This is a genomic window from Pseudoalteromonas sp. S3260 (genome assembly GCF_005886925.1).
In the GTDB taxonomy this organism is placed as follows: domain Bacteria; phylum Pseudomonadota; class Gammaproteobacteria; order Enterobacterales; family Alteromonadaceae; genus Pseudoalteromonas; species Pseudoalteromonas tetraodonis.
The window spans coordinates 1-25,276 of the sequence record NZ_PNCV01000044.1 but is presented as its reverse complement, the minus strand read 5'-3'; the positions used below and the strand labels follow the sequence as shown (position 1 = coordinate 25,276).

Annotated in this window: 23 protein-coding genes and 1 riboswitch; of the genes, 15 read left to right on the top strand and 8 right to left on the bottom strand. The window is 39.4% G+C overall.

What is annotated here, in order from left to right:
• Positions 1-180: 180 nt before the first annotated feature.
• The 4 genes from CWC14_RS09140 (at position 181) to CWC14_RS09125 (ending at position 1,961) form a co-directional block, all read left to right on the top strand.
• A complete protein-coding gene (locus tag CWC14_RS09140) occupies positions 181-381 on the top strand; it encodes a hypothetical protein (protein ID WP_138562501.1) in 201 nt (66 codons plus the stop codon).
• Between the two features lie 15 nt (positions 382-396).
• Positions 397-930: a hypothetical protein gene (locus tag CWC14_RS09135; protein WP_138562499.1), complete on the top strand. Its 534-nt coding sequence runs from the start codon at positions 397-399 to the stop codon at positions 928-930.
• A gap of 267 nt (positions 931-1,197) precedes the next feature.
• Positions 1,198-1,440 (top strand): hypothetical protein, encoded by a 243-nt coding sequence (locus CWC14_RS19760; protein ID WP_249928731.1) that lies wholly within the window; start codon positions 1,198-1,200, stop codon positions 1,438-1,440.
• Complete coding sequence (locus CWC14_RS09125) at positions 1,440-1,961, top strand: hypothetical protein (RefSeq protein WP_138562497.1); 522 nt, start codon at positions 1,440-1,442, stop codon at positions 1,959-1,961. The genes CWC14_RS19760 and CWC14_RS09125 overlap by 1 nt, the downstream gene beginning before the upstream one ends.
• Before the next feature lie 20 nt (positions 1,962-1,981).
• Here CWC14_RS09125 and coaD read toward each other — a convergent pair whose 3' ends face one another.
• Positions 1,982-2,473: a pantetheine-phosphate adenylyltransferase gene (coaD, locus tag CWC14_RS09120; RefSeq protein ID WP_024601870.1), complete on the bottom strand. Its 492-nt coding sequence runs from the start codon at positions 2,471-2,473 to the stop codon at positions 1,982-1,984.
• 178 nt (positions 2,474-2,651) lie between these two features.
• Here coaD and CWC14_RS09115 point away from each other — a divergent pair, with 178 nt between their 5' ends.
• Both CWC14_RS09115 and thiI read left to right on the top strand, forming a co-directional pair.
• A complete protein-coding gene (locus CWC14_RS09115) occupies positions 2,652-3,305 on the top strand; it encodes a TetR/AcrR family transcriptional regulator (protein ID WP_013464311.1) in 654 nt (217 codons plus the stop codon).
• A gap of 100 nt (positions 3,306-3,405) precedes the next feature.
• Complete coding sequence (thiI, locus tag CWC14_RS09110; RefSeq protein WP_138562495.1) at positions 3,406-4,863, top strand: tRNA uracil 4-sulfurtransferase ThiI; 1,458 nt, start codon at positions 3,406-3,408, stop codon at positions 4,861-4,863.
• 20 nt (positions 4,864-4,883) lie between these two features.
• Here the strand turns inward: thiI and CWC14_RS09105 are convergent, their stop codons facing one another.
• Together CWC14_RS09105 and CWC14_RS09100 are read right to left on the bottom strand one after the other, a co-directional pair.
• Positions 4,884-5,786 (bottom strand): ketopantoate reductase family protein, encoded by a 903-nt coding sequence (locus CWC14_RS09105; protein WP_138562493.1) that lies wholly within the window; start codon positions 5,784-5,786, stop codon positions 4,884-4,886.
• Positions 5,779-6,129, bottom strand: coding sequence for a VanZ family protein (locus CWC14_RS09100; protein ID WP_008466003.1), 351 nt, complete (start codon positions 6,127-6,129; stop codon positions 5,779-5,781). The genes CWC14_RS09105 and CWC14_RS09100 overlap by 8 nt, the downstream gene beginning before the upstream one ends.
• A 151-nt stretch (positions 6,130-6,280) precedes the next feature.
• Between CWC14_RS09100 and CWC14_RS09095 the strand changes: the two genes are divergently transcribed.
• On the top strand, positions 6,281-6,763 hold the full coding sequence (locus CWC14_RS09095) for a YajQ family cyclic di-GMP-binding protein (RefSeq protein WP_013464315.1): 483 nt from the start codon (positions 6,281-6,283) through the stop codon (positions 6,761-6,763).
• Between the two features lie 203 nt (positions 6,764-6,966).
• A riboswitch (cobalamin riboswitch) is annotated at positions 6,967-7,132 on the top strand.
• A gap of 37 nt (positions 7,133-7,169) precedes the next feature.
• The gene (locus CWC14_RS09090) at positions 7,170-8,999 is read left to right on the top strand and encodes a TonB-dependent receptor domain-containing protein (protein WP_138562553.1); all 1,830 of its coding nucleotides are present in this window, start codon (positions 7,170-7,172) and stop codon (positions 8,997-8,999) included.
• Between the two features lie 56 nt (positions 9,000-9,055).
• On the opposite strand, the gene msrA is transcribed toward CWC14_RS09090, so the two are convergent.
• The 3 genes from msrA to CWC14_RS09075 form a co-directional block, all read right to left on the bottom strand.
• A complete protein-coding gene (msrA, locus tag CWC14_RS09085; RefSeq protein ID WP_076922888.1) occupies positions 9,056-9,592 on the bottom strand; it encodes a peptide-methionine (S)-S-oxide reductase MsrA in 537 nt (178 codons plus the stop codon).
• 76 nt (positions 9,593-9,668) lie between these two features.
• Positions 9,669-12,767: an efflux RND transporter permease subunit gene (locus CWC14_RS09080; protein ID WP_138562491.1), complete on the bottom strand. Its 3,099-nt coding sequence runs from the start codon at positions 12,765-12,767 to the stop codon at positions 9,669-9,671.
• A gap of 3 nt (positions 12,768-12,770) precedes the next feature.
• Positions 12,771-13,823 (bottom strand): efflux RND transporter periplasmic adaptor subunit, encoded by a 1,053-nt coding sequence (locus tag CWC14_RS09075; RefSeq protein WP_138562489.1) that lies wholly within the window; start codon positions 13,821-13,823, stop codon positions 12,771-12,773.
• Between the two features lie 247 nt (positions 13,824-14,070).
• On the opposite strand from CWC14_RS09075, the gene CWC14_RS09070 reads away from it, so the two are divergent.
• From CWC14_RS09070 to CWC14_RS09045, 6 genes are all read left to right on the top strand, one after another.
• Positions 14,071-14,775 (top strand): DUF2982 domain-containing protein, encoded by a 705-nt coding sequence (locus tag CWC14_RS09070; RefSeq protein WP_008465989.1) that lies wholly within the window; start codon positions 14,071-14,073, stop codon positions 14,773-14,775.
• Positions 14,776-14,810: 35 nt separating this feature from the next.
• On the top strand, positions 14,811-15,143 hold the full coding sequence (locus tag CWC14_RS09065; protein WP_008465987.1) for a hypothetical protein: 333 nt from the start codon (positions 14,811-14,813) through the stop codon (positions 15,141-15,143).
• Between the two features lie 66 nt (positions 15,144-15,209).
• Complete coding sequence (locus tag CWC14_RS09060) at positions 15,210-16,856, top strand: Lcl C-terminal domain-containing protein (RefSeq protein ID WP_138562487.1); 1,647 nt, start codon at positions 15,210-15,212, stop codon at positions 16,854-16,856.
• A gap of 10 nt (positions 16,857-16,866) precedes the next feature.
• Positions 16,867-17,382: an Lcl C-terminal domain-containing protein gene (locus tag CWC14_RS09055; protein WP_008465984.1), complete on the top strand. Its 516-nt coding sequence runs from the start codon at positions 16,867-16,869 to the stop codon at positions 17,380-17,382.
• Positions 17,383-17,535: 153 nt separating this feature from the next.
• Positions 17,536-18,453, top strand: a complete 918-nt coding sequence (locus CWC14_RS09050; protein WP_064662968.1) for an ExeA family protein — start codon at positions 17,536-17,538, stop codon at positions 18,451-18,453.
• A gap of 11 nt (positions 18,454-18,464) precedes the next feature.
• On the top strand, positions 18,465-19,472 hold the full coding sequence (locus CWC14_RS09045; protein WP_138562485.1) for a general secretion pathway protein GspB: 1,008 nt from the start codon (positions 18,465-18,467) through the stop codon (positions 19,470-19,472).
• A gap of 7 nt (positions 19,473-19,479) precedes the next feature.
• On the opposite strand, the gene CWC14_RS09040 is transcribed toward CWC14_RS09045, so the two are convergent.
• Both CWC14_RS09040 and putA read right to left on the bottom strand, forming a co-directional pair.
• Positions 19,480-20,676, bottom strand: coding sequence for a cyclic di-GMP phosphodiesterase (locus CWC14_RS09040; RefSeq protein WP_138562483.1), 1,197 nt, complete (start codon positions 20,674-20,676; stop codon positions 19,480-19,482).
• A 110-nt stretch (positions 20,677-20,786) separates the two neighbouring features.
• On the bottom strand, positions 20,787-24,590 hold the full coding sequence (putA, locus tag CWC14_RS09035; protein ID WP_013464326.1) for a bifunctional proline dehydrogenase/L-glutamate gamma-semialdehyde dehydrogenase PutA: 3,804 nt from the start codon (positions 24,588-24,590) through the stop codon (positions 20,787-20,789).
• A 169-nt stretch (positions 24,591-24,759) separates the two neighbouring features.
• Between putA and CWC14_RS09030 the strand changes: the two genes are divergently transcribed.
• Positions 24,760-25,242, top strand: coding sequence for a winged helix-turn-helix transcriptional regulator (locus CWC14_RS09030; protein ID WP_016899359.1), 483 nt, complete (start codon positions 24,760-24,762; stop codon positions 25,240-25,242).
• Positions 25,243-25,276 lie beyond the last annotated feature (34 nt).

Genomic DNA, 25,276 nt, shown 5'->3' with positions numbered 1-25,276 from the left:
ATTAACATGCTATTAATTTAAAGTTGGCATATCGGTTGCACTTATAGTTCTGTAGTGTGTTGTTGAGTCAATTAACCAACGAAGGCAATACGTTACAGCAGTTATTTAGTAACTGCTCCAGATGGTGTGATTTAAATTTACGCCAATAATAAAAATTTAATACTCAAAAGGATTAATCACATGCAAATTTCAGCGAACAGCCAAGTACAAATGCAAGCATACAATAAAACGCAACAATTAAAGCCAGCAATGGAACAAACTGCTAGCCCTAAAACCCTACAATCTGATACAGTAAGTATCTCTCAAGAGGCGATGGCTGCCGCAAGTGGCGCGGATCTTCAGCGAGGCGGTGGCATTGTCGTTCCTATTAAACCAAAGTGATAATTAAGGTTTTTGATGTTTTTAACTGAGTTTTTTGGGTTGTTCTCCCTATCAGCCTTTGTGATGTGGGGTTTTTTAATGGCTTTTTTCTTTAATGTGTTTGTATACACTTTAGAAGTTAAAAGAGGTACGACCCTATTGCTCAGTTCATTTGTTATGATGATATCTTATACACTCTCCGATTATTTTCTTACATGGCTTTCTTTAAAAAATACATTGTACCTAGACTGGGCAATATATGATGTAGTAACGCTAGTAGCACTTTCGGTCGTTTGCTTTTTTATTAAAAAGACAACTCCATCATTTTTATACTTGGCTACAGGTTTATCAATAAATTCACTCTTCTTTTTTTCTATGTATTTGGATATTTACATTTATGGAAACACTGAACCTTGGATTTTCTGGGATATTTATACGTTTACGATAAATGTAGTTGATTTAATTATGATTGTCGCTTTAATAGTAGACCGTGACTTTCTTGGCTTACACACCCTTAAAAATAAACTCATTTCATTATTCAAAACGTCTGAGCTTAACCAAATCCAATAAATGTATTATGTAGACTTATTTTTAGCAGATTATATTGATGCATTTATACAATGGGGCTTTTTAATGGCTTTGTTGTACACATTTGTATCGAGTATAAATACAGCTAATAAATTACTGGTCTATTTAGCTTCAATAATGTTCTTTTCTTACCTTATTGGTGACTTCCTTTTAGTTTTCAAAAACGTTTACCTTAACTGGATTTTTTTTGATTTCGCTACAGTTTGTATTATTTTTATAATAACAAAAGCTTCAAGCTTTGAAAGCGATGTGGCTAAAAACTATATTGTTAGTGGCTTATTGATTAATGCTTGTTTAACGTATGCTATTTACATAGATCTTTATATAAACTGGAACTCAGATCCTTGGTGGTTGTGGAGCCTGTACTCTATGGGGGTTAATGTTGTTGATTTACTAATGATTATTGCTATTTTTATCAATAAAGACTTTTTAGGGCTAATGAAACTTAAAGGTCGTTTATTTAGATCACGCACTGAGTTTAAAAGCCTATAATGACGGATCTATTATGGCTGCTTGTTAAAGTTGGCGAGAATTTAGGTAATTTTATATTGTGGTTATTTTTAATCGCTTTTCTATTTAACCTTTCTTCGAGCATTAATAAACAAGATAAAAGTTTACTGCATATTTCATTAATAATGATGATATCTTATTTTCTAAGTGCATTTTTAAGTCTCGAAACTTCTACGTATAAAGATTATTTCATATTTGATCTCACAACTATTTTGATACTTTTTTTGTGGCGAAAAATAACGTTGCAAAATACACCTATTGCTTTTTATTACTTAATTCTGGGGTTGGGTGTTAATACCTGTTTATTTTTGGGGATGCATTATGATGTTCAAGTTAAAGGAAACATTGATTATTGGTGGTTTTGGGCTGCATATGGGTTTGGCGTTATTCTATTTGATCTTATAATGGCATTGGCACTATTTATCAATAAAGATTTTTTGGGCTTAGTGAGGCTTAAGAGCGTTCTGTTTCCAGCAAGAGCGAAGCTACCTAGCGTAATGTAACGATACGCTAGGTGTTGTGTTTAATGCTTAGTTTTCCCAAGCCTTGATTGCAGCGCCTTCATTACTATGGTGTCAACAAACTCACTCACATCCCCGTTATGGCGTGCTACTTCTTTTACTAGTGTTGATGATATAAAAGTATTGCGCTCGGCGGGCGTTAAAAATACGCTTTCTAAATCAGGGTTTAAACGGCGGTTCATATTCGCGAGCTGAAACTCGTAATCAAAATCAGAAACCGCTCTTATGCCTCTGATCAGTACATTAGCATTATGGTCACGGGCTAAATCGGCGAGTAGCCCTGAAAAGCCAATGACTTTTACATTATCTAAATGGCTTAAAATCTCATTTGCTAAATCAACGCGCTCTTCTAAAGTAAAACACGGTTTTTTACTTGGGTTATGAGCAATAGCCACAATAACGGTATCAAACATTTTAGCCGCACGCTGAATTAAATCAGTGTGGCCGTTGGTAAGAGGGTCAAATGTGCCTGGGTAGATTGCGGTCACTTTCATAATATTTACTGTGTTATTATTTTTAGCCGTAGTGTAGCAGTGTTTAGTGTGCAAAGCAGCCTTGTGAGTAAATTGTATATAACTGCAGCTGCGCAGTGTTACAAATGCAATGATTTGTTTATACTAGGCGGATTATTTTAATGCAGCATCGTATTTTCGAAAATTGAGTAATGAGTATATGAATACCAAGGATAAAATAATTCAAACTAGTATTTCATTGTTTAATGAACATGGTGAAAGAGCAATATCTACTAATCATATCGCATCGAGTTTAGGTATGAGTCCGGGTAATCTGTACTACCACTTTAAAAATAAAGAAGACATTATTCGCCATATATTTGCACTTTATCGTGACCATTTAAGTACTCATTTTAAGCCGGTCGATCAAGGCGACGATGCTTTTGAACACCTAGGTCCTTATTTAGATTCGCTATTTGAATTGATGTGGCGTTATCATTTTTTTTACGACAACCTTGGCGATATTCTCGCTCGCGATAGTCATTTAAAACAGGGTTACATTGATTTTCAACAGGAGTTACTTGAGCAGGTGCGTAACATCATTTTGGCTTTACGCGACAGCGAAATTATTGCCATTGATGAACAAGATGCTATCGAACTTGCTCATACGTTAAAATTAACGGTCAGCTTTTGGACACCCTATATGAAAGCAAGAAGGCTTAGTGGTGTGCTGGTTGAGCAAGATATTTACCCTGGTATTGTAAAAGTACTGACTTTATTTAAAGCCTACAGCACCGAAAAAAGCGCAAATAAAATTAATCAGTTAAGAGACAAGTACGCACTTTTAGCAAATGCTGCTCCCCAGAATCCTTAAGCCCGTTAAGTTGGTTAGTTCCTAGGCGCTAAATTTTTTGCTATAATCCGCCGCGCCCAATACCTGGGTGCGCGAATTCCCGCAGTCTAAGAGTTAAACTATGCTTAAATTTATCGTCAAACTTCACCCTGAAATAGCCATTAAAAGCCGTTCAGTCCGTAAACGCTTTACTAAAGTGTTAGAAAATAACATTAAAATTGTATTGCGCCGTGTTGACGAAAAAGTACAGGTACGTAATAACTGGGATAACATTTCAGTTGTAACAAAACTTGAAGATGATCAAACTCGCCTTGATTTTATAGACAGCTTACAACGTATTCCTGGCATCGTGCAGTTTATTGAAGTGACTGAAACAGACTTTAAAACGATTGATGACATTTATCAAAAAACTATTGAGCTAGTTGGTCACACTATTATTGGTAAAACCTTTTGTGTCCGTGCTAAGCGCATAGGTCAACATGATTTTACTTCAACTGAGCTAGAGCGTTACGTTGGTGGCGGGCTTAATCAACATGTTGAAGGGGCTCGAGTAAAGCTAAGTCGCCCAGAAGTAACGATTCGTTTAGAAATTAAAGACGAAAAAGCCTACATAGTAACGCAAACGCATTTAGGAATGGCGGGCTTTCCACTGCCAACACAAGACGATGTATTATCGCTTATGTCTGGTGGGTTTGATTCTGGCGTTGCCAGTTATCAAATGATCCGTAAAGGTGCTCGCACGCACTTTTTATTCTTTAATTTAGGTGGCGCTGCTCATGAAATTGGGGTTAAACAAGCGAGTTACTATCTATGGAAACAATATAGTTCTACTCACAAAGTTAAGTTTATTACTGTTGATTTTGAGCCAGTGGTTGCTGAAATCTTAGAAAACGTTGAGAACAGCCAAATGGGCGTTGTCCTTAAACGTATGATGATGCGAGCGGGTAGTGCCGTTGCTGAAAAACTAAATATTCAAGCATTGGTTACGGGTGAAAGTATAGGTCAGGTGTCTAGTCAAACCTTAGCTAACTTAAGTGTGATTGACCGCGTAACCGAGACGCTGATTTTACGCCCACTTATCCAACATGATAAGCAAGAAATCATCAATATAGCGCGCCAAATAGGCACTGCAGAAATGGCAGAGACGATGCCTGAATACTGTGGTGTGATCTCTAAAAAGCCGACGGTTAAGGCAAAAATTGAAGTAATTAAAGCAGAAGAAGAGAAATTTGATTTTGATGTTTTAGATACCGTAATCGATAACGCCCGTGTTATGGATGTGCGCGATATCGATGTTGAAGCTAAGCAAGAGCTTAAAGAAGCAGAATCGGTAACACAACTACCTGAAGGTGCCGTGGTTGTTGATATTCGCTCGCCTGAAGAAGAAGATGCGGCACCGCTTGAAATTGACGGTATTGACGTTATCCACTTACCGTTTTTCCGCTTAGCAACAAAGTTTGGCGATTTACCAAAAGACAAGGATTATTATTTATACTGTCAAAGAGGGGTTATGAGCCAATTACAGGCGCTTATCCTCCATGAAGCAGGTTTTACAAGGGTTAAAGTTTATCGTCCTTGAGGCATAATAGATGCGCGGATTTAATCCGCGCTTTTTTTTGCTAAAATTTCAACAAGTAAGGCATCGTTATAAGGTGTTGCAATATGGTGCAGTTTTCCTTGCTCACTTATATAGCCACAAATTGCCATGATCTCAGTTTGCCTATTATGCAAAACGTCTTGATGCATCGAAGAGTAATTTTCGGCAGTTAAACTCATTACTTTGTAAGCCCGCTCTATGGCATCTATAAGCTTAATATTGAGTTTTAGCGCGGTTGCAATGTGGCACGCCTCAGCTAATAAATTAATAATTGCACTACTGTACTGCGGTGCACGTAACTGACCATTTTTTATATTGTGGTGAGCGGTTAATGGATTTATTGCAATATTAACCAGTAGCTTTTCAAACCGTAGTTGTTCAATATTGTTACTGACAATTAACTGCGGAATAGTGTGTAATTGCGCACTAAGCTGTTGAATATTTTGAATAGCTAGTTGATTACAGCCCCCTAATACACTTTGCCCGTTTCCGGTATGTTGCACAATATTAGGGTTTGACTTAAATCCAGCCATGCTGGTGGTTAAAAAGTACAACGACTGCTGCTTTGTTAGCTGCTCATTTAATTGTTCAACATTACCCATGCCATTATGACTCAGTATAATATGGGTATTATTGCCTAGATAAGGTTTTACTTGAGCATAGGCTTGTTGCACTGCAAACGCTTTTACCGTGAATAAAACAATATCAAATTCAGGAGTTTGAGATAACTGCTCTTGTGAGATAAAAGTGGCGTTAATTTTTTCAGACGCAGCGTTACTGTGGCTGTAAAAGCGAGTATTAACTGTGCCTTTTCGAGTAAGTATATATATAGCGTGATGCTTGGCCAAAAAATGGCTAAATAACAAGCCAATAGCGCCATCACCTACAACAAGTATGTTAGCCATAATGCTTCTTTTTACGCAGTGTTAACAGGGCTTTAGCTAAAAAGTAGCTCGCTGCACCAATAAAATCGGCAACAAAATCGGCCAGTGATGCTTGTCTGTAAGGAAGGCTATCTTGCATGATTTCTATTGCTGCACCGTAACCAGCGAGTAATAGTATTTGTGCATATAATGGGAGTTTAAACGCTTTATCCATAATAATGGCAAGTAAAAAGAAGATACCAAAATGCGCTACTTTATCAACATGCGGAAATAAGTTTGCCGCGCCCTTTACCTCTTTAGCAAATAAGAAGGTAAACGCAACAATACTAATTAAAAAAATTGCTTGGTAAACACGCCTTGTCACGAAAATTCCTAAAATCGTATAAAAAAGAAGCCTCAGTATATCAAACTAATTTAGTATCGCACCTGAACAAAATGCAGAAAAATGTAAAGATTTATCATTTTAACGTTATAATTGCGGCATAAAATTAAGATTAGATAGTTAGGAGAACGCTATGCCTTCATTTGATATTGTATCTGAAGTAGAAATGAACGAAGCAAAAAATGCGGTTGATAACGCCAACCGTGAACTAGAAACGCGATTTGATTTTAGAGGCGTTGATGCATCAATAGAGCTAAACGATAAAACAATTAAATTAAAAGCTGAAGCAGATGCTCAGGTAATGCAGTTATTTGATATTTTAGCGAGTAAAATCTCTAAACGTGGGATGGATGTTGCAAGCTTAGAGCTACAAGATATTTCTCGTGCGGGCAAAAATGTTTTTCGTAACGTTGCACTTAAACAGGGTATCGAAAAAGACATGGCTAAAAAAGTAGTAAAAGCCATCAAAGACTCTAAAGTAAAAGTACAAGCGGCCATTCAAGGTGAAGAAGTTCGCGTAACAGGTAAAAAGCGTGATGACTTACAAGCGGCTATGCAAGTTGTACGCACTGCTGATTTAGGTCAACCATTTCAGTTTAAAAACTTCCGCGATTAATTTATTGCCTCGAGCTCGGCACTATAGGCGCTGAGCTCAAAGCAACATGTATTTAGCCAAACACGTTATATTGTTTGGTTTTTTATTTTTGGATCTATGATAATTATCGAACCCCGAACCCTGAATCTTTGGGTTTTTAGATGTTTAGACGTCCATTGACTTTTTTTAGTAAACAGATAACAATAGCAGCCTATTTTCAAGGTGCTTGCTAAACACTTCAATGGTGTGATTTTTTTGGTAGGATAATCGGGAAGTTGGTGCGTTTTCATTGATGAAGTCAATCCCAACACTGCCCCCGCAACGGTAAAGTTATGCTGTATTAAATTATGGTAACTGAGTCCGGAGACCGGCCTTGATTTAATCTTACTTACTAACATCTTTGCGGTGGGCAAAGATAGGGGACATGATGTTAAATAAAACTGCATTGGGTGTGGCAATTTCGGCTGCACTCTCTATTTCTGTATCTGCTGCAGAACAAACCATTGAAAAAATAACCGTTACTGCGAATAAATTTGAACAACCTATAAATGATGTATTAGCGAGCGTAAATGTTATAAACCGCAGTGATATTGAAGCCAGTAATGTTCGCGATTTACCAACCTTATTAAGCTCACAAGTTGGTTTTCAAGTAAACCCTAATGGCGGTTTTGGTCAAAATGCCGGTGTTTCACTGCGCGGTACGGGATCGGGTGATACGCTAATTTTAATTGATGGTGTTCGTACTGGCTCTGCAACGCTTGGTCAAAAAGCATTGAGTAATGTGCCTTTAAATAGTATTGAGCGTATCGAAATTATTAAAGGCTCACGCGCTGCTGTTTATGGCTCTGATGCACTTGCTGGTGTTATTAACATTATTACGCGTGAGTCAGATAACCTTTCTGTTAGTGCAACATTAGGTTCAGACGCTTACCAAGATTATCAAATGGCAGGCTCTGTAAAGTCAGGCGATATGAGGAGTGCATTTAATGCAGGTTTTGAAAAAACAGATGGTTTTGATGTATTGCAAGGTGTAGCGCCAGATGAAGATGGTTATGAGAACAAAAACCTCGGTTTTAAAGTAAATTATAATGATGCACAGTACGGTGATTTTAAGTTATTAGGTCAATACAGCGAAGGCTTTGCTGATTACGATAGTCGCTTTAGTCCTGCCGATAGCACGATTGAACGCAATGACTTTGAAAATTATCAATTGTCTGCTGGTTGGAATAAAAACTATAAAAATCAGTCTCACGGTGTTGATATTGCACTTGTAACTGATGACTCAGATAACACTTATGTTAATTTTTCCACTGGTCTGCCAGTCACAAGTACGTTTATAACTCAGCGTACTCAAATTGATTACAATGGCCAATATCGTTTAGATGATACTTTAAATATTAGTGGCGGTATTAACTGGTATAAAGACGATGTGTCGCGCAGCTCTCAAGTATTTATTGAAGATAGTCGTGACGTGCTTGCAGTATTTGTAGGTGCCTATTACGATACAGATAAGGTACTTGCTAATCTAACTGTTCGCCAAGATGATGATGAACAGTTTGGTGATGAAACAACGTATACCGCGGCAGCGGGATATCATTTATCGAGTAATGCAACATTCCGTTTAAGCCAGAGCACAGGGTTTAAAGCGCCTACCTTTAACGATTTATATTACCCTGATTTTGGTAACCCTAATTTACAACCAGAAAAGTCCGTTAACCGTGAGCTTGGCTTAAATGTAGACTTTGATATTGCGCAAGTTGATGTCGCTATTTTTAGAAACGACATTGAGGATAAAATTGATTATGATGCAAACTTTGCATTAGCTAATATTGACGAGGCTCGCTTTGAAGGGGTTGAATTTAGTCTTTCTCAGCAGGTTTTTGGTTTTGATAGTCACCTTAATTTTGCATATTTAAGTGCGCAGAACAAAGAAACAGGCGCAGAGTTGCGTAATGTTGCTAAGCGTACATTTAATTGGGAGCTTAAAAAACAGTTTGGTGACTTTGATGCGCGTATCGATATGCAGTATCGCAGCGATCGTCAAGGTGCACAAACCCACTTAGGCTCTTACACACTATGGAATTTAGCGGGTAATTATCAAGTTAATCAAAATATTGAAGTATCGCTTCGCGTAGAAAACCTGTTCGATAAACAGTACAACGCCGTTGATTCACATCTAAGTTCTACAACAGCTCAAGCGTATTACTATAATACACCAGAACGTCGCTTGTTTGCTGGTATAAGCTATGAGTTTTAATTACTGAATTAGCACATATAATAAATGCCCGAATTTAAATCGGGCTTTTTAATGTGTTATTCCGATAAAAACTCGCTAAATTCGGTTTCAAACTTATGTAATTTGGGTGCAATTAAAATACTGCAATAGCCCTGCTCAGGATTTTCATTGAAATAGTCCTGATGGTAGTGCTCTGCGGGGTAAAAAGTGGTTGCTGGGCTCACCTCAGTGACTATAGGTTCGCTAACATGACTTTGCAGCTCTGCAATAACGGCCTGTGTTTGCAATTGTTGTTGCTGATCATGGTAATACACAACGCTGCGGTATTGAGTACCTATATCGTTACCTTGGCGATTTAACTGGGTGGCATCATGCAAGGTAAAAAACATTGCGAGTAAGGTTTCAAAGCTTATCACACTAGAATCAAATTCAACCTTAACCACTTCGGCATGTCCGCTGTTGCCTGTGCAAATGGCTTTGTAGGTTGGGTTATCAGTGTGCCCGCCCGTGTAACCAGAACAAACACTGAGCACCCCTCTAACACGCCTAAATGCTGCGTCAATACACCAAAAACAGCCGCCGCCTAGTGTTGCTACCTGTGTGGTCGAACTCATAAGTACTTCCTCAATTGTTAGGGATATGTGCACTGAATAAAGCGCCGTAACAGCTAGTTACGACGCTCTAAGTGACTTAGATCTCTTTAAGCGGTTTTTCAGCGGCTTGCTTATCAAGTTTTTGTTGTAAAAACTCAGGTGATTGTGTGTTTCGCGCTAGTGCGTAATAAGCGGCTGGCACCACAAACAGAGTTAGTATGGTTGCAACCGTTACGCCAGTAAATACTACCACACCAATTACCATTCTACTTTCCGAGCCTGGACCGGAAGCCAACACCAAAGGTACGGCACTCATAACCGTTGTTAGGGAAGTCATAATAATAGGGCGCAAACGCTGTGTAGCCGCTTGTAAAATGGCTTCACTAAATTCTACGCCTTTATCACGTAACTGGTTTGTAAATTCAACAATCAGAATACCGTTTTTAGCACTTAACCCTATGAGCATAACAATACCTATTTGGCTGTATATATTAAGCGTTAACCCCATACTCCACAGCCCAAACATGGCACCCATTAAACCAAGTGGCACAGTTAACATAATAACAAATGGATGCATAAAACTTTCAAACTGAGCTGCCAGTACTAAAAAGGTCACGGTTAATGCCAGCACAAACACATAGGTCATGGCTGAGGCTCCTTCATAAAACAATTGCGACTCACCTTTATAGTCAATGGCACCATCAATGTCGTTTTCCTCTGTGGCAACCTTGTTTAAAAAGTTTAGAGCTTGTTCTAGCGTGTAACCATCAGCGAGGTTGGCACTTAAAGTAATTGCACGCATTCGGTTATAGCGGTTTAAACGCGAGGCGGTGGCTTCTTCTTTTAAGCTAATAAGGCTGTCGAGTGGCACCAATTCATTGCTGCGAGATTTAAGGTAAATATTTGAAATATCAGTAGGGTTTGCAAAGTCTTCTTTAGTTCCCTTTAAAATTACATCATATTCTTCACCGCGGTCAATAAAAGTGGTTACACGGCGTTGGCCAAGCATGGTTTCAAGTGTACGTCCCACATCCGAGACTGATACGCCTAAATCAGCGGCTTTATTTTTATCAATACTGACTAAAAATTGTGGGAAGGTTTCTTTATAATCATGATCAATGCGCACTAACCCAGGGTTTTTCTCTGCACGTTTAATAATTCTATCGCGCCAATCAGCTAGCTGAGCATAATCATTACCTTGCAAAACAAATTCAATAGGGCGAGATGAACCACCACCGCCAATACCACGGCGCATAATAGCAAATGCACGGACGTCGGTGACCTCTTGCATTTTGCCGCTTATTTCATCCATGACTTCCCATGTTGAGCGTTTGCGCTTATCCCAATCAGCCATGCCAACAATAGCCACGCCGCCACTGCCACCCCAACCTGGGACTCGAACAAGCACTCGACTTAGTTCGCCAGATTCAGAATAAGGCATCAAGCGCTCTTCAATTTTTGCCATATTGGCGGCATTATTTTCATAACTTGCCCCTTCAGGGCCATTCATAAGCACAAAGAAGGTGCCACGATCTTCTTTAGGGGTAAGTTCAGAGGGTATTTGTAAAAATAATGAATAACTAACAAACCCAGCCAAAACTAAGCTCAGCATTAAGCCCCATTTACGGGTCATGTTTGACGCTAAAGCGTTACGGTATCCATTTTCTAATTTAGTAAAAAAACGGTCCATAACTTGGCTAAACTTACTTTCTTTTTCAGAGGCCTTTAACACTTTTGAACACAGCGCCGGAGAGAGTGTTAATGCAGTAATGCTGGAGAAAAACACGGCAGCACTTACCGCCATAGCAAACTCTGTAAATAGTGCGCCAATTCGTCCTTCCATAAACACTAATGGTACAAACACGGATATAAGCACTAAGGTGGTGGCTATAATTGCAAAGCCCACCTCACGTGCGCCGCGATAAGCTGCCAATAAAGGCGGTTCACCAAGTTCAATACGGCGGTGAATATTCTCTAGCATTACAATGGCATCATCGACCACTAAGCCTATTGCTAATACTAGTGCCAGTAGAGTTAATAAGTTAATTGAATAACCCATTGCTAATAAAAACATAAAACTACCGACTAAGGCGACCGGTACGGTGACCGCAGGAATAAGAGTGGCGCGAATATTACCTAAAAATATAAAGATAATAAGCACGACTAACCCCATAGAAATTGCTAAAGTTTTATAAACCTCATTAATTGATTCTTTGATAAATACTGAAGAGTCGTAACTGTCTTCTATAGTAGTGCCTTCAGGTAAATTACGTTTTATTTTTTCCAGTTCACTGCGGGCGTTATCAACTACTGTAAGGGTATTTGCTTTGGCTTGTTTAACAATACCCATACCAATCATATTACGGCCATTTCCTCGGAATAAACTTTCATCATCGGCGGCTTCTAATTTTACGTCAGCCACTTCGCCTAGACGTACTAAATAACCATCTTCACCTCGCTTAATGACAAGGTTTTGAAAATCACGTTGGTTTTTATAGCTGCGTGCAGTGCGCACAGTAAAATCACGGTCTACCGATTCAATTTCACCGGCCGGAAGTTCTACATTTTCACTACGCAGTGTTTGCTCTATATCACTAGAGGTAATGCCACGAGCTGCCATCGCTTGGCGGTTAAGCCATACTTTCATAGCATACTTTCGCTCTCCCCCAATACGCACATTTGATACACCATCAACAACGGCCAAACGGTCGACAATAAAACGCTGTGCATAATCAGAAAGCTGCAATGAATCCATGGTTTCACTGTTAAGTACAAACCACGCGATAGGGCTTTCGTCACTATTTGATTTTGATACTTCAGGAGGGCGTACTTGCTCTGGTAGGCTGTCTAATGCCCGTGCAACACGTTCACGTACATCGTTAGAGGCATCGTCTATGTCGCGGTTAATACTAAACTCAATGGTAATGTTTGAGCGGCCATTACGACTCGATGAGTTAATACTTTTAATACCCTCAATCCCCGAAATACGGTTTTCGATAACTTGGGTTATTTTTGTTTCAATAATTTCAGCAGATGCACCGGTATATTCAGTACTAATATTTACAATCGGTGTTTCAATATCTGGATACTCTCGCAAAGGCAACATGCTAAAAGCAACTAAGCCAAATGTGAGTAACAGTAAGTTAATAACAATCGCAAAAACGGGGCGTTTGACGCTAGTATCGGTAATTTTCACGTGTTACCCCTTAACGCTTACTTTACTACCTGAGCGAATTTTAATTATTCCCTCGGTAACAATTTGCTCGCCATTACTTAACCCTTTGTCTATCGCAACCCAGCCATTATTTCTACTTGCAACATGTACTTCTTTACGGTTTGCTATGCCATCTTCAATTTGAAAAACGTAATGCTTATCTTGCAAAGGAATAATGGCCTTTTCAGGCACCATCAGCGCTTGGTTACTGCTTAGCTCTAGTGCAGTTTTAAGCAACATACCTGGGCGAAGTAAACCTGATTTATTAGCAATACTGGCTGTTACTTCTACACTGCGAGTGATTGAGTCGATACGTGAGCTTATATGGGTTACTTTACCGCTGAAGGTTTGATCAGGGTAAGCATCGTTTTGAGTGCGAACAATCATTCCGTTTTTCAATTGAGCTAAATACTTTTCAGGCACTTTAAAATCAACTTTTATAATACTAATGTCATCGAGGGTTGTGATCACGGTACTGTTATTAATATACGCACCCACCGATATTTCGCGTTTCCCAAGTAACCCAGAAAAAGGCGCGGTGATGGCCATTTCATTGAGTTTGGTTTTAGCACTTTCAAGTTGTGCTTCGCTGGCATCAACGCGAGCGAGTTGTTCTTCAAGCAATGACTTGGCCGTCGCTTGCGAGCGAGAAAGCTCGGTCAGTCTGGCTAATTGACGTTTTTCTTCTTGTAAATTAATGCTAAGTTCTTTTACTGCAAATTGTTCTTGTTGGTTTTGCAGTTGTACTAATTTTTGTCCTTTGCTGACCAAATCGCCATCTTCAAAGTAAATGCTAGTGACATAATCGTTTTGGGCGCTTTTAATGTAGATAGCCTGATTAGCACGAGCACTGCCAATGGCTTCAATCATAATTGCGTTTTCTTGCGATCTTACCGTGTGGGCAGAGACTTGCGTTGTCATTGCCGAGTAATTGGCTTGCTCGCCCTGTGATGCGGGAAAATACAAATAAACGCTAAAAATTATTAGTAACGAAATAATAAATGGAAATAAGGCTTTACCTGATTGTTTAGAGTGCATTGTTTTCATACCTGAAAATAGATTATAAGTATTGTACGAAATCAGGACAAAAAAAGGCGGTTATGTATCTCATTAATTTGTGCGTTAAGCGTAAAAATAACTGATACTTAGTCATTGCGCATATTTAACAGTAATAATGGGAGTTAATTGATGAGCTTTAAAACATCATGCAAACGCTGTTTAACGCTGAGAAAGTTAGCATTGTGGGCTATTATTATGTTTATATTTTATATGGCGTTTTTTCAGTATGGCTAATATAAATAAACAAATACTAAAATACCGAGCGCAAGGCGCTAAAAATGGAATTGAAATATTAGTGGTCGGCAGCATTGGCTTGATTGTTATCATGCTGTTTAATTTATTACGCCCAGGCGAAATAAGTATTATCGAAATTTTTTTAGTAAGTTTATGTATTGCTGCAATTTTAATTGGCTTTTTTAAAACACAAGAACCTTTTTATAGTATTATTTTAACTGAGCAGCAATTAATATATCAGCATAAGTATGGACAATGGCATTTACACCCAGAGAATTTGCACCATTGTGGTATACCTAAGGTTGATAATGGCATTGATTACCTTGAGCTTAATGCGATTGGTATTAAGTTAAATGATATAGATTCATTCTTGTCTGCTTTAGCTCCAAGAATTGCGGGTAAATTGTTGATAGAGCAGCGACATTTCTTTATGCAAGTTGTTCAGAAAAATTGCAAAAATGGGCATTGCCCATCAGAATGGTTAGTTGAAGATAATAAATATAGGTCAAAAAAAGGAATTGACTATAATGGGCTCATAGCGATGTTTGCTAATAGGGCTAAACATCTTCAGCTTTTAACAGGGTATGACTTACTGTTACCAGCGAGTGTAATAGAAAGTGATATTTGGGAATTTAGCGCAAATTTAAATAAATGGAAGCGCGATCCCTCTCAGTTTATAAAGTCGCAGTGTGAATAATAATATAAGCACTCACTGCGGGATTAGGAATAACGATGAGCCAAGACAGATCTTTCATTAAAAGTGGTCGAAACACCATAATACATAAAAACAGAAAACTAGATTTAGTGATTGTTAATGGTGAGACTCACCCTAAAATTAAAGTAACAGGTAATGGTCTTGAGCCATTTAAAGAAGAACTGCCAAAAAACCGCCGAGATGCAAAAGAGCGTTACCTCGACGTTGTTTATATTACTAGTGCTGATGTATTTAGCGAAGAAAAACAATTGTTGTTTATTCAATCCTTAGATGGCCGCGAATATAAAGTAGATTACAGTAAAGTTGGCACTAAATTATTTGTTCGTATTCATCAAGATAGCTATTTATAATTTATAATGGCATTTTTTTTGCTTAATAGTTTTATTAGATAATTTTAAGACAAAAAGGTGCTGAGTATGAGAGCAATTTCGTTAATACCACTTATGTCATGCTTGCTTTTGGCTGCATGCGGAGGGGGAGGTGGTGCTGATAACAGTGATATAAAAACATCAGTATTTGCAGGTAACGATCTTCAAGTTGTAGAAAAATCAGAGTTTACTATTTCTGCAAAAGGCTCTCCTGCAGATGGTACATTTACTTGGCAGCGTGTAAGTGGCCCTATTATAGATGTGTTTCCGCTTGAAGGGGCTGAACAAACCATTACTGCACCAGATGTAAAGTCTGACAGTGAACTGGTATTAAGAGTTAGCTATCAAACGTCAGATGGCAGTTTAGTGAATGACGACTTGAGTGTTTTCATTGCCTCTAATAATCAGCTTCCTCTTGCTGTTGTTACTCAAGTTGCTCCTGCAAACTTGCCCTCAGTTTATAAGGATACTGTAACCCTTAGTGGTTTAACTTCCACAGACCCCGATGAAAATGGCGAAATTAGCAGTTATTTGTGGCAATTATTGTCAGGGCCGGATTTAACAATTGATAGCTATACCAATCCAACGCTTAGTTTTCCTCATCCATTATTAGAAAATAACACCAACTTAAAATGGCAGCTCACCGTAACAGATGATGAGGGCGGAGTATCTGCATCACAATTTGATATGACCCTTAATAAAACAGCTCAAGTGATTATTGCCGATGCAGGCGCTAATCAAACAGTAGAAGAGTTTGATAAAGTTATTTTAGATGCCACTGCAAGCGAAGCGGCAACTCAATCTTATCAATGTATGTGGCAACAACTTACCGGTAATGCAGAAACCCTGATTGAACCGAAGTCATGTACTGCCAGCTTTTTTGCCTCTGATATTGATTTAAATGCAACGCTTAGCTTTGAAGTACAAGTTATGGACTTAAAAGGGCGCACCGACACAGATACCGTATTTATTGATGTAACACCCAAAGCGCTTGGGTTAATAAATGATACAGGGGTAGGAGAGTGTTATAACAATACTCAGCGAATTAATTGTAATAATGATGAATTTCCAGCTCAAGATGCTGATCTTGGGCGCGATAGTTTTGCCAATCGTTTAGGTAAAGTGGGTAAAGGGAATCTGGCTTTTGATTACACCAAACTTAATGAGTTTGCCGATGAGCTTCTCGATGATGCGCAAAACTTTAGCTGTATTCGTGATAATACTACCGGCCTTGTTTGGGAAGTGAAAAGCCCTTATTCCGGTGTGTTACCAAATACTTCGTTGCGTGATGGACAAAACCGTTATATTTGGCAAGGTACAGTAAATAGCGGCGATGTAAATGGTAGCGCTAATACCACATGCCCGAGCGATACTGATTGTGGATTACAAACCTATATTGATGAAGTTAATGCGCTTGATTTTTGTGGCGGCAGTAACTGGCGTTTACCCACTTATACTGAACTTTTAGGTTTAATTGATTACGGTAAACAAGGGCAAAACGTATTGATAGATACTGCATTTTTCCCTAATACACCATCGACTAACAGTGTAGGGCATTTACGCTACTGGACTTCGCAAACGGCTGTTGATGGTGCCAGTTTATCTCAGGCTTACACTATCGATATGATGGATGGCAATGATTTAGCCTATCCAAAAGATAATGCCGCTTATGTGCGCTTAGTTAGAAATCGTTAAGGTGATTATTATGAAATTAATTAAAGTCTCTATGTTATTAGCCTTAGGATTAAGTCAGTCACTTGCAGCGCAGCAGTGTTATCAGGAAGTCGCGACTAGCGATGATACCGACCGATTTGTGATTAATATTGATGGCACTGTATCAGATACTAAAACAGGGCTAATGTGGCAGCGCTGTAACTATGGTCAAGTTTATAATAGCGAAACAACTAGCTGCGATGGCGATACTCAACCATTAAATTGGCAAGCTTCACTTAAAGGCGCACTTAATGACACCACGGCAAATTATAACGACTGGCAAGTGCCGAGTATTAAAGAGTTAGCTAGTATAGTAGATCACCGTTGTACCGATCCAAGTATTAATGCGGGTATTTTTTTAGCAACGCAGTCGCAAAATTATTGGTCTAATACCTCGGGTATTAGCAATATAAATTCGGCATGGGTTTATCAGTTTGCAAGTGGTTTAAATAGCTTACATGCTAAAACAAGTAACGTATATTTACGCCTAGTACGCTATGAGAAGTAGTTAATTAATATATTAGCGAATCTAAAAATACTCTTTTATTTACGGTTAGCTTTTTTATTTACACTATTTTAATAATAAAGCCTGGTTGTAGTTGTCACCCAGGCTATTTTTTTGCCATTATAGGCCGTGAATTAACGACCAAGGACTATAAAGGTGTATTTAAGCTATTTTGGTTTACAAGAAAAGCCATTCTCAATTTCGCCTAATCCCCACTACTTATTTTTAAGTGAACGCCACAAAGAAGCATTAGCACACCTTACCTATGGACTAGGTGAAGACGGTGGCTTTGTGCTGTTAACTGGTGAAGTGGGGACGGGTAAAACCACCATAACACGTAGTATGTTAGAGCGACTGCCTGAAAATACCCAAGTAGCCATGATCCATAATCCTGCGTTATCAGAACTTGAACTGTTAGCCAGTATTTGCGATGAATTACAAATAACTTACGACGCCAAAAATGCCACGCTGAAAAGTCTAACGGATGTGATTAAAAAGCACCTTGAGTTTAATAATAAAGCGGGGGGGCATACTATTTTAATTATTGATGAAGCACAGCTACTTGCCCCCGATGTGCTTGAACAACTTCGCTTATTAACCAATATCGAAACCGACCATAAAAAGTTATTACAAATAGTATTAGTTGGGCAGCCTGAGTTACAGCTACTTTTAAAGCGTAATGAGTTAAGGCAACTGGCACAGCGTATTACTGCTAGGTATCACTTGTTAGCGCTAACACCAGGGCAAACCATTGCTTATATTCAACATCGGCTACATATTGCAGGTTGTGACAAGAAAATATTTTCAATGGAAGCGATGCAAATGGTGCATCAGCTCACAGGCGGCGTGCCACGATTAATGAATCTGGTGTGTGAACGCGCATTAGTAGGGGCATTTTCTAAACAACAAGAAATTGTTGGCAGTGATATTGTTAAGCAAGCGGCGAGTGAATCTTTACCTATCGACTTTATTGCCACAAATAATAAGGTGAGTAAAACAGGTTCGATTTGGCCCTATAGCGCTGCTGCGTTAATGCTTTTTGGTGCAGGAATTGGCCTGTCATTTATTCTTTAGTTAGGTGATTCATGTCTTATTTATTAGATGCGTTAAAGCAGTCAAAGCACGATACCATGAGCGCAGAGCAATATGACTTGCAAGCGCAACAATTAAAACAACAACATCAGTTGATGACCTATCGTCGAATTAGTTTTTTACTCGCCGGAAGTTTATTGGCGACGGGTATATTGACCAGTGGCTTTTTTGTCGGTAAGTGGCTGCAACAAGAAAATGTAGCCGTAAAAAATGAGGTTGTTCAAAATGACCTTAGTCAAAAAGACTCAGCAGTAGTAGAAAAACCAACAAGCCCAGAGGAAGTACAAAAAACGGTTGCTCAAGCAGTAACAACCCCTCAAGCGCCCCTTGTTACAACTGCGCCTAACAATTCTGTGCCACTGGCAGGGCAATTGGTTTATGTACAAACCCCAACGGGTGTACAGCAAATGTTGCTTACGCCACAAGGGCAATATTTACCTATGAGCGTTAATCAAGCGTCTCAAGGGCAAACGCAAAATTTCTCGGCGCAGAATAACGTTTCATCTAGTTTTCAATCACCGAGCAGCCAACCGCAAAGTGTACCAACTCAGCCAACGAAAAGAACACTCAGTGCCGATGAGTTGAGTAAATACAAAGTGTTAGGTAAACCACTTAATCAAAATGTGCCTGCTCAGCCAGAATCAACCGCTGAACTAGATACGGTTCCAGACACGCTTAAAAATGCGTTTGCGCAAGCCGTTAATGACACAGAAACAACAGCCGACTACGAAGTAACTCAAGGCTCTCGTCATTCATCACGGGTACAACCCGTTGAGCTACTGCCGGATGGCCTACAAAGTATGTTGCCAAGCATTAAATATCAGGCACATATTTATTCGTCGACAGCAGATAAGCGCTGGATAAAACTCAATGGCAGAGAGCTATATGAAGGGGAGTCTATTGGTGCATTGAGGGTGCTAGAAATAGCACCGGATCAGAGCGTACTTGATTTTGATGGCTATGAGTTTAGCTTAAAAGCTCTGCAAGATTGGCCACAGTAGTGGCCAATTAACTAAAGATAGAGTGCTTATAAAAACCCTCTAAATCTATATTATATTCTTTGGGTTTCACTGCTGATTCAAGCGTGTCTTGTGTTCTTTTGCTTGATAAGTCAATATCTTGAACTTCAGTGTAACGCCCATGTTTAGCATTAAAAAACGTTTTTACGACTGGTTTTAATGGTGTTGCAGGATTACTTTGGGTCACCAGCCCCACTTTTTGGCTGGAAAGTTTTACCAGCGTGCCCACTGGGTGAATACCAATGCATTGAATAAACTTATTAAGTAGCACGCCATCAAAGCTATCAGGGCAACCTTGTTTTAATATTTTAAACGCCTTAATTGGCTCCATACCCGCTTTATAAACGCGTTCAGCGGTTAATGCATCATATACATCAACAATAGAGGCCATACGAACATATTGGCTTATTTCATCGCCCTTTTTACCAAAGGGGTAGCCTTTACCATCTAAGCGCTCATGGTGCATACCTGCGATATCAACAGCAATCCCCGTTAATCCTGCGTCTTCTAGTATTTCTTTGCTAAAGCGCGCATGATTTTGCATCACTTTAAATTCTTCGTCACTGTAGCGACCTGGTTTGTTGAGAATCGCGTCAGGTATTTTTATTTTTCCCATATCATGCAATAGGGCACCTGTTGCAAGTTCTTCAATGATTGGTTTTTCAATATTGAGATGTTTTGCAAAAATACTCATTAAAATAGACACATTTATCGAGTGCTCTAATAAATAGGCATCTTTTTGGCGCATTTGCGTAATGCACGCCAGCGCATCTTGATTTCTAAATACGGAGTCAATAAACCCGCTAGCCAGCTCCCTAAAAGGAGCAACATCAACAGTGCGGCCAGATTCTATATCGCCAAATGCTTTGGTTTGTAAGTTTTTTGCTTCATCATAAAGCTTTTTAGCTTTACTCATTTCTTGCTCAGCGCTGTGGGTTATTAACCATGGATCGCGCTTTTTGATTTCGTGCTTAGTAGCAGGCGTTGGTTGTGTTTCAGATTCTTCAGAGGTGAGCACTTTATCAGGATCGATTTCAACCTCTAAAATGCCAGATTTTATTAATTTATCAATTCCACTTTGAGTTTTAACCCAGCCTTGGTTTTTTATTCTAATATTGCCAGTTTGCTTAACAACTTTTTGTACAAACATACCAGGTTTTAGCTGTGTAGTAGGAATGGTTTTCAAAGTGAACTCTAATTAACAAATATGATTAGAGAAAGTAACAAATAAATTCACATTTAGAAATAAAAAAAGGCATCAAATTGATGCCTTTTTAATTAAATGATGACTATTTTCTATTCATCATCTTCAACAAGCGTCATCAACGAGGTGTTACCGCCTGATGCCGTTGTATCGATACTGATTGTTTTTTCAGTAATTAAGCGCTTAATTAGCGTGTCGTAATACTCTGAGCTGATCACTGGTAGTATTGCGCCTTTACGTTGTGCAAGCTGTTGGCTGAAGTAGCCTAAGCGAGAAGAACGTGCAGCAACTACCGCACCCGCTAGGTGAGGGTGTGCCAATATAGCTTGTAACTGGTTTGGTTTAGCTACTTGGAAAACACCTTCAGCAACGCCGGTTGCAATAAACTTATCTCTAAAGGCAACCGCTTCGTCGTAAAATATTTCAGATGCAACAGTAATTACCGTATTACCAGCCGCTAGTGCGGTAATAATAGACAGTGCCCAAAAGTTAAATGAGGTGCTTTTATCTGCGTAACAAACCACACAACCCCGAGCTTCAAGGTGAAGTGTATTCGACTCACCTGTTGGCCCTGGCAATGTTGTATATTTACGCATGTGCTTTTCTAAGCGGTTTAACTGAGCGCGAGCATCGGCAAGTGTTAACGCTAAATCGTCCGCGAGGTCGTCAATAATTTCAACCGTCGCTACTTTCGCTAATAACTGACGTACCGCAGAAACACGATCATTCAGTGGCGTTGCACGCCAGATTTTTTCATCGCGCATAGAGTTAACCATCAGCTTTTCTACTTGCTCATTTGCGCCACTGTAGTGGTGTAAATCAAGCTCATCTGGCGTTAGGTTAGTCATTTGTACGTTATCTGGTGATGCTTTTTCTTTTATTAGGCGTTGTAGGTAGTTTGGTCCACCGGCTTTAGGGCCAGTACCAGAGAGTCCACGGCCACCAAACGGTTGCACGCCAACAATGGCACCAATCATATTACGGTTGATGTATACGTTACCTGCACGCGACATTTTCGCTAAATGTTCACAACGTTCTTCAATGCGAGAATGAATACCCATTGTTAAGCCGTAACCCGTGTTGTTGATTTGGTCGACAACACTATCAAGCTCACTCGATTTAAAGCGGATAACATGCACACACGGGCCAAATACTTCACGTTTCAATACCGATAAGTCTTTAATTTCGTATAAACGTGGTGCAAAGAAAAATGCGCCATTTTCGCTGTTATCAGGAATTTTACACTCATAGTGAAGTGTTGCATTACCCTTGAGGTATTCAACATGGTCGTTGAGTGTTTTAAGCGCTTTTTCATCTATTACTGGGCCTACGTCTGTAGAGAGTAATGATGGGTCGCCAATATGCAACTCAGCAAGTGCGCCTTTAAGCATATCGATAATGCCATCAGCTACGTCTTCTTGAATAAAGAGTACGCGTAATGCTGAACAACGTTGACCTGCACTTTGGAAACCAGAACTGATAACATCATCAACAACTTGCTCAGGAAGCGCTGTTGAGTCAACAATCATACAGTTTTGGCCGCCAGTCTCTGCAATTAAAGGCACCTGAATATCGTTACGTGCTGCTAATGTTTGCGAGATAAGCGTGCCCGTTTCAGTTGAACCTGTAAACATAACAGCTTGAATACGCTCATCAGGAACAATGGTTTTACCTACTTCGCTACCGCGAGCAATGACAGGCTGTACAACGTGCTCAGGTAAACCAACTGATAGCATTAATTCAATGGCACGTAGTGCGATTAAGCTGGTTTGCTCTGCTGGTTTTGCAATAACCGTGTTACCAGTAACTATGGCCGCTGCAACTTGACCCAAGAAAATAGCGAGCGGGAAGTTCCATGGGCTAATACATAAAATAACACCACGGGCTTCAAAGCGCTCATCTTGCGCAAGCTCTTCAGCACGGGCTGCGTAGTAACGACAAAAATCAACGGCTTCACGTACTTCATCAATACCATCTTGTGCTACTTTACCTGCTTCTTTAATACAGATAGCAACAAGCTCATCGTGATGGCGCTCTAAAATATCAGCAACGCGACGTAATAAATTGGCGCGCTCTTTTACCGGTGTTTGTGACCATGATTCAAATGCGGTTTCAGCGTTGGCTAGCAACACTTTCATTTCATCGCTATTTTGTAATTTTATATGGCCAATAATTTCTTTATGGTTTGCAGGGTTTTTAACTGCCAACGCGCCCTCTGGTACTTGGCTTTCATCAATTAAATGCTCTTCAAACCAAGTGTCTAAATTTTCTTTAAACGGGGTGATCACGTTAATATCAGTTAAGTCCATACCTTTTGAATTGGCACGTTCTTCACCGTATAAATCAATTGGCATTTTTATCTGTGTGTTGTATTTATTACGTAAACCTTGCAGTGTTTCAACAGGATCTGGCAATAATGCTTCAACCGGTTGTGTGGTATCTACAATGGCATTTACAAATGACGAGTTAGCGCCGTTTTCTAGTAAACGACGCACAAGATAAGCAAGCAGGTCTTCGTGTTGGCCGACCGGTGCGTATACGCGGCACTGAATTTTTTCTTCATCAACGATTTGGTCAAATAAAGATTCACCCATACCGTGAAGACGTTGGAATTCAAAACCTTGGTTATCACCTTTGGCTACTTCTAAAATAGTCGCTGCGGTGTAGGCGTTGTGTGTTGCAAATTGCGGGTAAAGTACATCACGTGCTTCAAGCATTTTAATCGCACACGCTTTATATGATACATCCGTGGTTGCTTTACGGGTAAACACCGGGAAATAATCTAAACCATCTTGTTGTGTGGTTTTGATTTCTGTATCCCAGTATGCGCCTTTTACTAAACGCACCATCATTTTTCGACCCACACGAGTTGCTAGGTCGGTTAGCCATTCAATAACAAAAATAGCGCGTTTTTGATAAGCCTGAACCGCTAAACCAAAACCTTGCCAATCGCCTAAATCGTCATCGCTAAATACTGCCTCAATAACATCAAGAGAAATATCTAAACGGTCAGCTTCTTCAGCATCAACAGTAAAGCCGATATCGTATTTTTTAGCGGCAAGGGCTAGCTCTTTTAGTTTTGGAACGATTTCTTCCATTACACGCTCTCTATGAGTGAACTCATATCGAGGGTGAATAGCCGATAACTTTACAGAAATACCTGGGCTTTTTATTGGGCCACGGCCATTTGCGGCTTTACCGATAGCATGAATCGCATTCATGTAGCTATCAAAGTAACGCTTGGCGTCTTTCATTGTGCGAGCACCTTCGCCTAGCATATCGTAAGAATATACATAGCCTTTTTGCTCTTTTTCAGCAGCACGCTCAATCGCTTCGTTAATGGTACGACCCATTACGAACTGTTTGCCCATTATCTTCATAGCAAAGTTAACAGACTTACGTATAACTGGCTCGCCTAAACGACCAATGGTTTTTTTGAGTATGCCAAACTGTTGCTCTTTAGTCTTATCGTTATAGTTAACCATTTTACCGGTTACTAATAATCCCCAAGACGAGGCATTAACGAATAAAGAGTCACTACTACCTAAGTGAGAGCTCCAATCGCCGTTTGCTAATTTATCACGTATTAATGTTTCTTGAGTTGCTTTATCAGGAACACGAAGCAGCGCTTCGGCTAAACACATTAATACCACACCTTCTTCACTAGATAGTGAAAATTCATTTAATAGCGCATCAACACCGCTTTGACCATCTTGGTCTTTACGAATGTTTAAAACTATTTGGCGAGCTCTTTCCCATGCACGGCTTCGTGCTTTAACACCGACTTCTGCAAGTGGTAAAATGTGATCAATAACCGCATTTTCATCTATACGGTAGAAGTCACGGATCTTTTGTCTGATCGGACAAGTCGTTGTTAAATCGCCATTGAATAACATAAGCAACCCTCAGGAGTGTTAAGACTTAGGGTAATTATTAATTACCGCTAAATGTTGTTGGTGTAAAGCGTGCATTCTAATTAAAATCCAGCAGAATATGCTGGTTAATTTTGCCGTTTTACGATAATTTACAGGGCATATTATTAACTTATCCATATAAAATACTGATATGACTAATCCGAATAGATTACGCCTGCTTGATCGTATCGATATATCAATTTTAGACGTTTTGCAGCGCAATGGTAGAATTTCAAATGTTAACCTCGCAAAACAAGTGAATTTAAGTCCTAGTCCTTGTTTAGATAGAGTTAAACGTCTGGAGCAAGAAGGCTACATAGAGGGATATTTTGCAAAATTAAGCGAGGAAAAGCTCAATCAAAGCCTAGTGGCGCATGTGCAGGTATCGTTAGTCACCTCAAATACAGCGGTATTTAAAGTGTTTCGCGAACACATTCTTAAAATTAAGCAGGTTGTTGAATGTGATATGGTAGCGGGTGGTTACGACTATTTATTAAAAATTCGCGTCTCTAATATGGACGAATACAGAGAAGTATTAGGTGATTTGGTCGATATTCCAGGGGTGGGTACACACCACACTTACATGGTAATAGAAAAAATCAAACAGGATCCTGGACTGCGTTTAGATATGTAACCTTTGAGTACATTATTGCAGGCATAAAAAAAGC